15 protein-coding genes and 1 pseudogene are annotated in these 12,468 nt (G+C 60.8%); 13 read left to right on the top strand and 3 right to left on the bottom strand.

Going from position 1 to position 12,468, the window contains the following annotated elements:
* The first annotated feature begins 12 nt into the window (after positions 1–12).
* Genes pyrR through EAH78_RS28215 form a run of 3 tightly spaced genes read left to right on the top strand, consistent with a single transcriptional unit; the run spans position 13 to position 2,816 of the window.
* Positions 13–516 (top strand): bifunctional pyr operon transcriptional regulator/uracil phosphoribosyltransferase PyrR, encoded by a 504-nt coding sequence (gene pyrR / locus EAH78_RS28225; RefSeq protein ID WP_140671105.1) that lies wholly within the window; start codon positions 13–15, stop codon positions 514–516.
* 27 nt (positions 517–543) lie between these two features.
* Positions 544–1,548 carry an aspartate carbamoyltransferase catalytic subunit gene (locus tag EAH78_RS28220; RefSeq protein WP_046029744.1) on the top strand — a complete coding sequence of 335 codons (1,005 nt, stop codon included), beginning with the start codon at positions 544–546 and terminating at the stop codon, positions 1,546–1,548.
* A complete protein-coding gene (locus EAH78_RS28215) occupies positions 1,545–2,816 on the top strand; it encodes a dihydroorotase (protein ID WP_140671103.1) in 1,272 nt (423 codons plus the stop codon). Before EAH78_RS28220 ends, EAH78_RS28215 begins: the two co-directional genes overlap by 4 nt.
* A 93-nt stretch (positions 2,817–2,909) precedes the next feature.
* On the opposite strand, the gene EAH78_RS28210 is transcribed toward EAH78_RS28215, so the two are convergent.
* A complete protein-coding gene (locus tag EAH78_RS28210; protein WP_046029742.1) occupies positions 2,910–3,341 on the bottom strand; it encodes an NINE protein in 432 nt (143 codons plus the stop codon).
* A gap of 250 nt (positions 3,342–3,591) precedes the next feature.
* On the opposite strand from EAH78_RS28210, the gene EAH78_RS28205 reads away from it, so the two are divergent.
* Entirely contained in the window at positions 3,592–4,209 is a 618-nt protein-coding gene (locus tag EAH78_RS28205; RefSeq protein WP_140671307.1) for a C40 family peptidase, read from the top strand.
* 141 nt (positions 4,210–4,350) lie between these two features.
* On the opposite strand, the gene EAH78_RS28195 is transcribed toward EAH78_RS28205, so the two are convergent.
* A complete protein-coding gene (locus tag EAH78_RS28195; protein WP_140671101.1) occupies positions 4,351–5,385 on the bottom strand; it encodes a type IV pilus twitching motility protein PilT in 1,035 nt (344 codons plus the stop codon).
* Positions 5,386–5,442: 57 nt separating this feature from the next.
* Here EAH78_RS28195 and EAH78_RS28190 point away from each other — a divergent pair, with 57 nt between their 5' ends.
* The 9 genes from EAH78_RS28190 to EAH78_RS28150 all read left to right on the top strand — a co-directional run bounded on the left by EAH78_RS28190 (position 5,443) and on the right by EAH78_RS28150 (position 12,148).
* Positions 5,443–6,129: a YggS family pyridoxal phosphate-dependent enzyme gene (locus EAH78_RS28190; RefSeq protein WP_140671098.1), complete on the top strand. Its 687-nt coding sequence runs from the start codon at positions 5,443–5,445 to the stop codon at positions 6,127–6,129.
* A gap of 25 nt (positions 6,130–6,154) precedes the next feature.
* Positions 6,155–6,973 carry a pyrroline-5-carboxylate reductase gene (gene proC / locus EAH78_RS28185; protein ID WP_140671096.1) on the top strand — a complete coding sequence of 273 codons (819 nt, stop codon included), beginning with the start codon at positions 6,155–6,157 and terminating at the stop codon, positions 6,971–6,973.
* A gap of 24 nt (positions 6,974–6,997) precedes the next feature.
* Positions 6,998–7,585, top strand: coding sequence for a YggT family protein (locus EAH78_RS28180; RefSeq protein ID WP_123434731.1), 588 nt, complete (start codon positions 6,998–7,000; stop codon positions 7,583–7,585).
* 193 nt (positions 7,586–7,778) lie between these two features.
* Positions 7,779–8,918 carry a homoserine O-succinyltransferase MetX gene (metX, locus tag EAH78_RS28175; protein WP_140671094.1) on the top strand — a complete coding sequence of 380 codons (1,140 nt, stop codon included), beginning with the start codon at positions 7,779–7,781 and terminating at the stop codon, positions 8,916–8,918.
* Positions 8,919–8,925: 7 nt separating this feature from the next.
* Positions 8,926–9,546, top strand: coding sequence for a methionine biosynthesis protein MetW (gene metW, locus EAH78_RS28170; RefSeq protein ID WP_140671092.1), 621 nt, complete (start codon positions 8,926–8,928; stop codon positions 9,544–9,546).
* Between the two features lie 26 nt (positions 9,547–9,572).
* Positions 9,573–10,007: a DUF4426 domain-containing protein gene (locus EAH78_RS28165; RefSeq protein ID WP_140671090.1), complete on the top strand. Its 435-nt coding sequence runs from the start codon at positions 9,573–9,575 to the stop codon at positions 10,005–10,007.
* On the top strand, positions 10,004–10,600 hold the full coding sequence (rdgB, locus tag EAH78_RS28160; protein ID WP_140671088.1) for an RdgB/HAM1 family non-canonical purine NTP pyrophosphatase: 597 nt from the start codon (positions 10,004–10,006) through the stop codon (positions 10,598–10,600). Before EAH78_RS28165 ends, rdgB begins: the two co-directional genes overlap by 4 nt.
* On the top strand, positions 10,597–11,802 hold the full coding sequence (hemW, locus tag EAH78_RS28155; protein ID WP_140671086.1) for a radical SAM family heme chaperone HemW: 1,206 nt from the start codon (positions 10,597–10,599) through the stop codon (positions 11,800–11,802). The genes rdgB and hemW overlap by 4 nt, the downstream gene beginning before the upstream one ends.
* 22 nt (positions 11,803–11,824) lie before the next feature.
* Positions 11,825–12,148 (top strand): DUF3392 domain-containing protein, encoded by a 324-nt coding sequence (locus tag EAH78_RS28150; protein WP_140671083.1) that lies wholly within the window; start codon positions 11,825–11,827, stop codon positions 12,146–12,148.
* 130 nt (positions 12,149–12,278) lie between these two features.
* On the opposite strand, the pseudogene EAH78_RS32490 reads toward EAH78_RS28150, so the two are convergent.
* A pseudogene (locus EAH78_RS32490) lies at positions 12,279–12,468 on the bottom strand (IS110 family transposase); the annotation flags it as partial.

The raw sequence follows: 12,468 nt of genomic DNA, 5'->3' as shown, positions 1-12,468 counted from the left end.
GAAGGAGCAACCATGAGCCTGCCCAATCCCGCCGAACTGATCAGCCAGATGGCGATCCGTCTCAAGGCACACCTGGAACACCGTGGCATCAGCGAACCGCGTTACATCGGTATCCGTACCGGCGGCGTCTGGGTTGCCCAGGCGTTGCTCGAAGAACTGGGCAGCGATTCGCCGCTCGGCACCCTGGACGTGTCCTTCTACCGTGACGATTTCAGCCAGAACGGCCTGCACCCGCAGGTTCGCCCGTCGGCGCTGCCGTTCGAGATCGAAGGCCAGGACCTGGTGCTGATCGACGACGTACTCATGAGCGGCCGCACCATCCGCGCCGCCATGAACGAACTGTTCGACTACGGCCGCCCGGCCAGCGTAACGCTGGTCTGCCTGCTGGACCTCGACGCCGGCGAGTTGCCGATCAGCCCGAATGTGGTCGGCGCGACGCTGTCGCTGGCCGCCCATGAGCGGGTCAAGCTGTCCGGCCCCGAGCTCAAGCTTGAACTGCAAGACCTCGCCCTTTAATTCGCCCTATTGAGAGTCCCCCTCGCGATGACGCCTCTAGATACCAAGCGCCCGCTGCAGCTCAATGATCAGGGCCAGCTGCGCCACTTTCTCTCGCTCGACGGTTTGCGCCGCGAGCTGCTGACAGAAATCCTCGACACCGCCGACTCGTTCCTCGAAGTCGGCGCCCGGGCGGTGAAGAAAGTCCCGTTGCTGCGCGGCAAGACCGTGTGCAATGTGTTCTTCGAAAACTCCACCCGCACCCGCACCACCTTCGAACTGGCGGCCCAGCGGCTGTCGGCAGACGTGATCACCCTGAACGTGTCGACCTCGTCGGCCAGCAAGGGCGAAACCCTGCTCGACACCCTGCGCAACCTGGAAGCCATGGCTGCCGACATGTTTGTCGTGCGTCACGGTGACTCCGGCGCGGCGCACTTCATCGCCGAACATGTGTGCCCGCAAGTGGCGATCATCAACGGCGGAGACGGCCGGCACGCGCACCCGACGCAGGGCATGCTCGACATGCTGACGATCCGTCGACACAAGGGCGGCTTCGAAAACCTCTCGGTGGCCATCGTTGGCGACATCCTGCATTCGCGGGTGGCACGTTCGAACATGCTGGCGCTGAAAACCCTGGGTTGCCCGGACATCCGCGTGATCGCGCCGAAAACCCTGCTACCGATCGGCATCGAGCAATACGGCGTGAAGGTCTACACCGACATGACCGAAGGCCTGAAAGACGTCGACGTGGTGATCATGCTGCGCCTGCAACGCGAGCGCATGGCCGGTGGCCTGCTGCCGAGCGAGGGCGAGTTCTACCGCCTGTTCGGCCTGACCACCGCGCGCCTGGCCGGGGCCAAGCCGGATTGCATCGTCATGCATCCGGGGCCGATCAACCGTGGGGTGGAGATTGAGTCGGCGGTGGCCGACGGTCCGCACTCGGTGATCCTCAACCAGGTGACCTACGGTATTGCGATTCGTATGGCTGTGCTGTCCATGGCCATGAGCGGGCAGACTGCGCAACGTCAATTCGAGCAGGAGAACGCCCAGTGAAGCTCAGCATTCTCGGCGCACGCGTGATTGATCCAGCCTCTGGCCTGGATAAAGTGACTGACATCCACATTGAAGCCTGCAAGATCGTCGCCCTGGGCGCCGCGCCCGCCGGTTTTGTCGCCGTCGACACACTTGACGCCCAAGGCCTGGTGGCCGCCCCCGGGTTGGTTGACCTGAACGTCGCCCTGCGCGAGCCGGGCTACAGCCGCAAAGGTTCGATCATCAGCGAAACCCGCGCCGCGGCCGCCGGTGGCGTGACCAGCCTGTGCTGCCCGCCGAAAACCAAACCGGTGCTGGACACCTCGGCCGTGGCCGAACTGATTCTCGACCGCGCCCGTGAAGCCGGCAACGCCAAGGTCTTCCCGATCGGCGCCCTGAGCAAAGGCCTGGACGGCGAGCAGCTGGCAGAGCTCGTTGCCCTGCGCGATGCCGGCTGCGTGGCCTTCGGCAACGGCCTGGAGAGCTTCCGCAACACCCGCACCTTGTGCCGGGCGCTGGAATATGCGGCGACGTTCGACCTGACGGTGATTTTCAATTCGCAGGACCGCGATCTGGCCGAAGGTGGCCTGGCCCATGAAGGCCCGACCGCGAGCTTCCTCGGTTTGCCGGGCATTCCGGAAACGGCTGAAACCGTGGCCCTGGCCCGCGACCTGTTGCTGGTCGAGCAAAGCGGCGTGCGCGCGCACTTCAGCCAGCTCACCAGCGCTCGCGGTGTGGCCCTGATCGCTCAGGCCCAGGCCCGTGGGCTGCCGGTGACCGCCGATGTGGCGCTGTATCAGCTGATCCTGACGGATGAAGCCTTGATCGACTTCAGCAGCCTCTACCATGTCCAGCCGCCGCTGCGCACCCGCGCCGACCGCGACGGCCTGCGTGCGGCGGTGAAATCGGGCGTGATCTCGGCCATTTCCAGCCATCACCAACCGCATGAGCGGGATGCCAAACTGGCACCGTTCGGCGCGACAGAGCCGGGCATCAGCAGCGTTGAATTGCTGCTGCCGCTGGCGATGACGCTGGTGGAGGATGGTTTGCTGGACCTGCCGACGCTGCTGGCGCGCTTGAGTGCCGGGCCTGCCGAAGCGCTGCGTTTGCCGGCCGGTAAGCTGGCGGTGGGTGGGCCGGCGGATATCGTGCTGTTCGACCCTGCGGCGTCGACAGTGGCGGGTGAAACCTGGCTGTCCAAGGGTGAGAACTGCCCGTTCTTTGGGCACAGCCTGCCGGGCGTGGTGCGCTACACCTTGGTGGATGGCCGGATTAGCCACCAGGCGTAATACCGGGTTGCCTGCATTCGCGAGCAAGCCCGCTCCCACACTGGATTTGTGAACGACCAGATCAAATGTGGGAGCGGGCTTGCTCGCGAATGCTTACTGGAACGCGCCTCGATTCTGGGCGTTACGCACCGAAACCTGGTCATTCAGCGTCCAGAAGTCATACAGCACCCCGACAAAGAACAACCCGCCCGTCACCAAGTACAGCAAGCCGCTGATCCACTTCCCCTGATACATCCGATGTACACCGAACACCCCTAGAAACGTCAGCAGAATCCACGCCACGTTGTATTCGATCGGCCCCGCGGTGAACCGAAGGTCCGCTTCACGGTCCATTGCCGGGATCAGAAAAACGTCGATCAGCCAGCCGATTCCCAGCAAGCCAAAGGTGAAAAACCAGATCGTCCCGGTCACCGGCTTGCCGTAATAGAAGCGGTGAGCACCGGTAAAACCAAAAATCCACAGCAGATATCCGATCACTTTGCTGTGCGTATCTTGATGCGCGGCGGACTGTTGATAGCTGTTCATGGAGCACCTCGATTCACACGATAGATAAATATTCTTTAAATCTTTGTGACTTTTTTACAGGTTGCCGACGTATGGCAAATGCTACCTTGATGTCCGTCAAAGCCTTATAGCACCTGACTTCTGTCCGACAATTGCGTCCATTTGCCGCTTGTTTGGTTCCATTGACCACCAGGTTGAATCGACCAACGGCCTCGGAAGGTCAAAAAAAGCTGTTATAAAGTTGCGCGTTCACCTATTCGAGCCCTGCCTAATGCGTCCATTTTTCAAGACATGGCTAACCATTTGCCTTTTGATGCCACTGGCCGCCCACGCCACCAATCGTGAGCAACGTCTTCCAAACGTTAATGGTTACACCCCAAAATCCCATGTTTCTGCTCCTTCGAGCAAAAACAAACAAAATGCAAAACATTCGGCCCAGCTGAGTGACAACAGCAAACTTGTTCCGCCGATGTCGAGCAAGACCAGCAGCAACGTGCTGAGCCGCGCTGTAAACGTCCTCGGTACTCCTTACCGTTGGGGCGGCAGCAGCCCAAGTAAAGGGTTCGACTGCAGTGGCCTGGTGAAATATGCGTTCAACGACGCCACGTTTGACCTGCCGCGCACCTCCAACGCCATGGCCAGCGGTCATGGCGAGAAAGTCAATCGCAGCGATCTGAAGCCGGGCGACCTGATTTTCTTCAACATCAAGAGCCGCCGGGTCAATCACGTTGCCATCTACCTGGGCAACGACCGCTTCATCCACGCCCCACGTCGTGGCAAGTCGGTGACCATCGATACGCTGAAGAAGCCGTACTGGGAAAGCCACTACGTGGTTGCCAAGCGGGTTCTGCCGAAAGAACCGAATCAGATGCGCGTCGTTCAGCGCTGATCCGACACTGCCCACCTGAAAGCGGGCATCTGTGGCGAGGGAGCTTGCTCCCGCTGGAGTGCGCAGCGCTCCCGATTTTTTGGGGCTGCTTCGCACTCCAACGGGGGCAAGCCCCCTCGCCACAAGGCTGCATTCCAATCCTCAAAAGTTATCCGGCGACCGCGCCTTCTCCCGCGCATGCTCGCGGCTGATCAAGCCCTTGGTCACCAAGTCCTTCAAACACATATCCAGCGTCTGCATCCCCAGGTTTCCACCGGTCTGAATCGACGAGTACATCTGCGCGACCTTGTCTTCGCGGATCAGGTTACGAATCGCCGACGTGCCGAGCATGATCTCGTGCGCCGCAATCCGCCCGCCTCCAATTTTCTTCACCAGCGACTGCGACACCACTGCCAGCAACGACTCGGACAGCATCGAACGCACCATCGATTTCTCATCCCCCGGAAACACATCCACCACCCGGTCGATGGTTTTCGCCGCTGACGTGGTGTGCAGCGTGCCGAACACCAGATGCCCGGTCTCGGCGGCGGTCAGCGCCAGGCGAATGGTTTCCAGATCGCGCATCTCCCCCACCAAAATCACGTCCGGGTCCTCCCTCAGTGCCGAGCGCAGGGCAGTCGCAAAGCTACGCGTATCACGATGCACTTCGCGCTGGTTGATCAGGCATTTGCGCGATTCGTGGACGAACTCGATCGGGTCTTCGATGGTGAGGATGTGGTGATGGCGATGGTTGTTCAGGTAATCGATCATCGCCGCCAACGTGGTGGACTTGCCGGAGCCGGTCGGGCCCGTCACCAGCACCAGCCCCCGCGGCGCGTCGGTAATTTTGCGAAACACCTCGCCCATGCCGAGGTCGTCCATGCTCAGGACCTTCGACGGAATGGTCCGGAACACGGCGCCTGCACCACGGTTCTGGTTAAAGGCATTGACCCGGAAGCGCGCCACACCGGGCACTTCAAAGGAAAAATCGGTTTCCAGGTGTTTCTCGAAGTCCACCCGCTGGGTGTCGTTCATGATGTCGTAGATCAGCGCCAGCACCTGTTTATGGTCGAGGGCCGGCAGGTTGATGCGTCGCACATCGCCGTCGACACGGATCATCGGCGGCAGTCCGGCGGACAAGTGCAGGTCGGATGCGCCCTGTTTAGCGCTGAAAGCCAGCAGTTCAGTGATATCCATAGCGCCCCTCAATTCCAGTAGAATGCCGCGAACCTTCAGACCGCTGGCGCACATTGAATGTCCACGATAGCAGACAACATTGCTCAGGTTAGTTCACGCATCCGTGCTGCCGCCCTGGCCGCCCAGCGCGATGAGCACAGCGTTCAGCTGCTGGCCGTGAGCAAGACCAAACCCGCCGAAGCCCTGCGCGAAGCGTATGCCGCCGGCCTGCACGACTTTGGCGAGAACTACCTGCAGGAGGCGTTGGGCAAACAGCTCGAACTGGCCGACCTGCCCTTGATCTGGCACTTCATCGGCCCCATTCAATCGAACAAGACTCGCGCTATCGCCGAGCACTTCGCCTGGGTGCATTCCGTGGATCGTTTGAAAATCGCACAACGCCTGTCCGAACAACGTCCTGCCGATCTGCCGCCCCTGAACATCTGCATCCAGGTCAACGTCAGCGGTGAAGCCAGCAAATCCGGCTGCACCCCGACCGACCTGCCAGCGCTGGCCAAGGCCATCAACGAATTGCCGCGCCTTCATCTGCGCGGGTTGATGGCGATTCCCGAGCCGACGGATGATCGCGCTGAACAGGATGCCGCTTTTGCTGCCGTGCAAAGCCTGCAAGCCAGCCTGAACCTGCCGCTCGACACGCTTTCCATGGGCATGAGCCATGACCTCGAGTCGGCCATCGCCCAAGGCGCTACGTGGGTCCGTATCGGTACGGCCCTGTTCGGCGCCCGCGACTACAGCCAGCCTTGACCACTTTCTTTATTAAGGACCTGACATGAGCAAAACCCGTATTGCCTTTATCGGTGCCGGTAACATGGCCGCCAGCCTGATCGGCGGCCTGCGCGCCAAAGGTCTGGACGCCTCGCAAATCCGCGCCAGCGATCCGGGTGCTGAAACCCGCGCCAAGGTGGCTGCCGAACACGGTATCGAAGTCTTCGCCGACAACGCCGACGCTATCCGGGATGCCGACGTTGTCGTATTGGCGGTCAAACCCCAGGCGATGAAAACCGTATGCGAAGCGATTCGCCCGAGCCTGAAGCAAAATCAACTGGTGGTCTCGATTGCCGCTGGCATCACCTGCGCCAGCATGAACAACTGGCTCGGCGCCCAGCCGATCGTGCGCTGCATGCCCAACACCCCGGCGCTGCTGCGTCAGGGCGTGAGCGGCTTGTATGCCACCGCCGAAGTGAACGCCGATCAACGCCAGCAAGCGCAAGAACTGCTGTCGGCCGTGGGCATCGCCCTGTGGCTGAACGAAGAACAGCAACTGGACGCGGTCACCGCCGTTTCCGGCTCGGGCCCCGCGTACTTCTTCCTGCTGATCGAAGCCATGACCGCCGCCGGCGTGAAACTCGGCCTGCCGGCAGACATCGCCGCGCAACTGACCCTGCAAACCGCACTGGGCGCCGCACACATGGCGGTTGCCAGCGATGTCGATGCTGCCGAACTGCGTCGTCGTGTAACGTCGCCTGCGGGCACCACGGAAGCTGCGATCAAGTCATTCCAGGCCGGTGGCTTCGAAGCCCTGGTCGAAACAGCACTCGGCGCCGCCGCGCATCGCTCGGCCGAGATGGCTGAGCAACTCGGTCGCTAATCAGCTCTTACAAAGGAATCAAAGATGCTCGGACTCAATGACGCTGCCATTTTCATCATTAAAACCCTTGGCAGCCTGTACCTGCTGATCGTACTGATGCGTTTCATCCTGCAACTGGTTCGGGCGAACTTCTACAACCCGCTCTGCCAGTTCATCGTCAAAGCCACACAACCGCTGCTCAAGCCACTGCGCCGGGTGATCCCGAGCATGTTCGGGCTCGACATGTCGTCGCTGGTGCTGGCGCTGATCATCCAGATGCTGCTGATCGCCGTCATCCTCGCGCTCAAAGGCTTCATGGTCGACTGGTTGCTGTTGGTGCCATGGGCCCTGATTGCGCTGTTCTCGCTGTTTTTGAACATCCTGTTCTACGCCATGATCATCAGCGTGATCCTGTCCTGGGTCGCCCCGGGCAGCCACAATCCGGGCGCCGAGCTGGTCGCGCAGATTACTGAACCGGTGCTCGCGCCGTTCCGTAAGATCATCCCGAATCTGGGCGGTCTCGACATTTCGCCGATCTTCGCCTTCATCGTGATCCAGTTGCTGCAAAGCTGGCTGATCCCGCGCCTGGCGTACTTTGCCTTCATGCCGCAGGGGCTGCTCGGCCTGATTTGATCGGCAGGCTCACCGCGTCATCGTTCTTCGCGAGCAAGCCCGCTCCCACATTGGAATGCGTTCCCCTGTCTGAGCGTGGCTTGCCCGCGATGGCCGCGCCTCGGTCTGACAGGGAAAATCAGCTCAGCCCTTTGCTTGCCGCTAACCCCACCGGTCTTTAGACTTACGCCTCATTTCAACGAGAGCAGGGTCGATGCCAACTGCCTTTCCCGCCGATTCTGTTGGTCTGGTGACGCCGCAAGTGGCGCACTTCAGCGAACCCCTGGCCCTGGCCTGCGGGCGTTCGCTTCCAGCTTATGACCTGATCTACGAGACCTACGGCACGCTGAACGCCACGGCGAGCAACGCCGTGCTGATTTGCCATGCGTTGTCCGGTCATCATCACGCTGCCGGTTTTCACAGCACCGACGACCGTAAACCCGGTTGGTGGGACAGCTGCATCGGTCCCGGCAAACCGATCGACACCCGCAAATTTTTCGTCGTCAGCCTGAACAACCTCGGCGGTTGCAACGGCTCCACTGGCCCGAGCAGCATCAATCCGGAGACCGGCAAGCCGTTTGGCGCCGATTTCCCGGTGCTGACCGTGGAAGACTGGGTGCACAGCCAGGCGCGTCTGGCCGACCGCATCGGCGTCAGCCAATGGGCGGCCGTGATTGGTGGCAGCCTCGGCGGCATGCAGGCGATGCAATGGAGCATCACCTACCCGGAGCGCATTCGTCATTGCCTGGCCATCGCCTCGGCGCCCAAGCTGTCGGCACAGAACATCGCCTTCAACGAAGTGGCACGTCAGGCCATCCTCACCGATCCCGAGTTCCACGGCGGTTCGTTCCAGGAAGCGGGCGTAATTCCCAAGCGCGGCTTGATGCTGGCGCGGATGGTCGGGCACATCACCTACCTGTCCGATGACTCCATGGGCGAGAAATTCGGCCGCGGCCTGAAGAGTGAGAAGCTCAACTACGACTTCCACAGCGTCGAGTTCCAGGTCGAAAGCTACCTGCGTTATCAGGGTGAAGAGTTCTCCGGACGTTTCGACGCCAATACCTATCTGCTGATGACCAAGGCGCTGGATTACTTCGACCCGGCAGCGAACTTCGACGATGACCTGGCGAAAACCTTCGCCAATGCCCAGGCCAAGTTCTGCGTGATGTCCTTCACCACAGACTGGCGCTTCTCCCCTGCCCGCTCGCGCGAACTGGTGGACGCGCTGATGGCGGCCAAGAAAGACGTCTGCTACCTCGAGATCGACGCTCCGCAAGGCCACGACGCCTTCCTGATTCCGATCCCGCGCTATCTGCAGGCGTTCAGCAACTACATGAACCGAATCAAGTTGTGAGAAAGCCATGAGAGCTGATCTGGAAATCATCCAGGAATGGATCCCCGCCGGCAGCCGCGTGCTCGACCTCGGCTGCGGTGATGGCGAACTGCTGACCTGGCTGCGCGACCACAAGCAAGTCACCGGCTATGGCCTGGAAAACGACCCGGACAACATCGCCGAGTGCGTGGCCAAGGGCATCAACGTCATCGAGCAGGACCTGGACAAGGGCCTCGGCAATTTTGCCAGTAACAGCTTCGACGTCGTGGTCATGACCCAGGCGCTGCAAGCCGTGCATTACCCGGACAAGATCCTCGACGAAATGCTGCGCGTCGGTCGCCAGTGCATCATCACTTTCCCTAACTTCGGTCACTGGCGCTGCCGCTGGTACCTGGCGAGCAAGGGGCGGATGCCGGTTTCCGAGTTTCTGCCGTACACCTGGTACAACACGCCGAACATCCACTTCTGCACTTTCGAAGACTTTGAGGCGTTGTGTCGCGAACGTGAAGCCAAGGTCATTGATCGGCTTGCCGTGGATCAACAGCATCGGCACGGGTGGGCCAGTAAGCTATGGCCTAATCTGTTAGGTGAGATCGGTATTTACCGCGTCAGCAGCCCCGGGCTGCAGGATCACAAGGTCGCGGTCTGAGCCACGACATTCCAAGGAGAACGAACATGGGTCGTCTAGCGCTGTTTGTACTTACTGCCTGCCTGAGCGTCACCGCCATGGCCGCTGATGCCATCAAGGGCGAACGCCAGGAAACCTTTGGCGACACGACGGTGCACTACAACACCTTCAACTCCACGTACCTGACCCCGGACATCGCCAAAGCGGCAGAGCTGATCCGCAGCAAGAATCAGGGCGTGATTAATGTGTCCGTGATCAAGGACGGCAAGCCGTTAGTGGCTTCAGTGTCCGGCTCGGTCAAGGACCTGACCAGCCAGACCGTGCCGTTGAACTTCAAACAAATCACCGAACAGGGCGCGATTTACTACATCGCCCAATACCCGGTGGACCAGCAGGAAATCCGCACCTTCGAAATCAAGGTGCAGAACGGTGACAAAATCAACACCATCAATTTCAACCAAGAGCTTTTCCCCGGCGAATGATCAACTTCACGCAACTCGTACTGGCCAGCCATAACGCCGGCAAACTCAAGGAACTCCAGGCCATGCTCGGCGACTCGGTGCAACTGCGCTCGATCGGCGAGTTCAGCAGCGTCGAGCCGGAAGAAACCGGCCTGTCGTTCGTCGAAAACGCCATCCTCAAGGCCCGCAACGCCGCACGCATTTCCGGTTTGCCGGCACTGGCCGACGATTCAGGGCTGGCGGTGGATTTCCTCGGCGGTGCGCCAGGTATCTATTCGGCTCGTTATGCGGACGGCAAGGGCGATGCGGCGAACAACGCCAAATTGCTCGACGTCTTGAAAGACGTGCCGCAAGCCGAGCGCGGCGCGCAGTTCGTGTGTGTCCTCGCGCTGGTTCGCCACGCCGATGATCCGTTGCCGATCCTCTGCGAAGGCCTGTGGCACGGGCGTATCCTGCCGGCCGCCAGTGGCGAGCATGGTTTCGGTTATGACCCGCTGTTCTGGGTCCCGGAGCGCGAATGCTCCAGCGCCGAGCTGAGCCCGAGCGACAAGAACCAGATCAGCCACCGCGCCCGTGCAATGGATCTGCTGCGCCAGCGTCTGGGACTGAAATGACCCACGACTCATCCGCGTCACCGCTGATCTACGGCGGCGACGCCCAATCGCCACGGGCGGCACTGCCAGTGCTGCCGCCCTTGGCGCTGTACGTCCACATTCCGTGGTGTGTGCGCAAATGCCCTTATTGCGACTTCAACTCCCACACCGCCAGCCCGGTGCTGCCGGAAGAAGAGTATGTCGACGCCTTACTGGCCGACCTCGATCAGGACCTGCACGCGGTGTACGGCCGTGAGCTGAGCTCGATCTTCTTTGGCGGCGGCACGCCTAGCCTGTTCAGCGCCGAGGCCTTGGGCCGTTTGCTCAAAGGCGTCGAACAACGGATTCCGTTTGCCAGCGACATCGAAATCACCCTGGAAGCCAACCCGGGGACGTTCGAGCAAGACAAGTTCGTGGCGTACCGGAAACTGGGCATCAATCGCCTGTCGATTGGCATCCAGAGTTTTCAGGAAGAGAAACTCAAGGCGCTGGGACGGATTCACAACGGTGACGAAGCGGTGCGTGCCGCCGGCATGGCGCGTCAGGCCGGGTTCGATAACTTCAACCTGGACTTGATGCACGGCTTGCCCGATCAATCGCTGGAAGATGCCCTGAACGACCTGCGTACAGCCATCGCCCTGAAACCGACGCACCTGTCCTGGTATCAGCTGACGCTGGAGCCGAACACGGTGTTCTGGAACCAGCCGCCGACGCTGCCGGAAGACGACACGTTGTGGGACATTCAGGAAGCGGGTCAGGCGCTGCTCGCCGAACACGGTTACGCGCAATACGAAGTCTCGGCTTACGCGCAACCGGGTCGCCCGGCGCGGCATAACCTCAATTACTGGAGCTTCGGCGACTTCATCGGCATCGGCGCTGGCGCCCACGGCAAGCTCAGCCATCCGGACGGTCGCATCGTGCGCACCTGGAAGACCCGCTTGCCCAAGGACTACCTCAACCCGGCGAAAAGCTTCAAGGCCGGAGAGAAAGCGCTGACCAACGATGAGATGCCGTTCGAGTTCCTGATGAACGCGCTGCGCCTGACCGAGGGCGTCGAATCGCGGCTGTACCCGGAGCGCACCGGGATGACCCTGGAAAGCCTCGCCGAACACCGCCGTGAAGCCGAACAAAGTGGCTTGTTGCAGGTCGAACCGTCACGTCTGGCGGCCACCGAGCGCGGACAGCTGTTTCTCAATGACTTGCTGCAGACATTTCTGAGCTGATTTCAGCCTTAAGGGAAAACGAATGGATTTGATACTCGACCTGCTCGCCACCGTGTCCCGATGGAGCCGCAGTAACCTGTCGGAAATCGCCCTGGCCTTGGTGGGCTGTCTGCTGGTGCTGTTCGGTTCGGATTTCAAGACCTGGGTCGAGCAACGTCTGGGCAGCATTGCCGGCGCCCTGCGCGTTCCGCTGATGGCCCTGTTGTGCATGGTCGGCAGCGGCGCGGCGCTGATCTACGCCACGCCGTGGGTCGTTCGCGGCCTGAGCCAGTTCAACAACTACAGCCTGGCGCCGGTGTTGTTGGTGGTGCTGGTGCTGATTGGCGTAGTCGCCGACCGCCGCTAAATTTCGAACACACCACAAAACGAATGTGGGAGCAACTGTCTTGATGACTTTATTTTTAAGGCTTATCGGAAGACAGCTGAACTCCCACGGCTCCAGGCCATGCAAATTCCTTACAAAACACGCAGCCTGTTTAGGCTGCCTGTTCTCGCCACTCAGTTTTCTCTCGAATCATGGCATTCAGCCGTATCAACAACACTCGCATGCAGGCGATCAGCGCTACTTTGGCGCATTTACCTTTCTGGCGTAATGCTTGATACCGAGCCTTGAACTCAGGCTGTCGCCGGATCACCACCCAACAGGCCATGTACATCGCGCGACGC

Source organism: Pseudomonas arsenicoxydans (genome assembly GCF_006438915.1).
Lineage (GTDB): Bacteria > Pseudomonadota > Gammaproteobacteria > Pseudomonadales > Pseudomonadaceae > Aquipseudomonas > Aquipseudomonas arsenicoxydans_A.
Note: the sequence above shows the minus strand (reverse complement) of the source record. Positions and strands in the feature narration are given on the sequence as shown.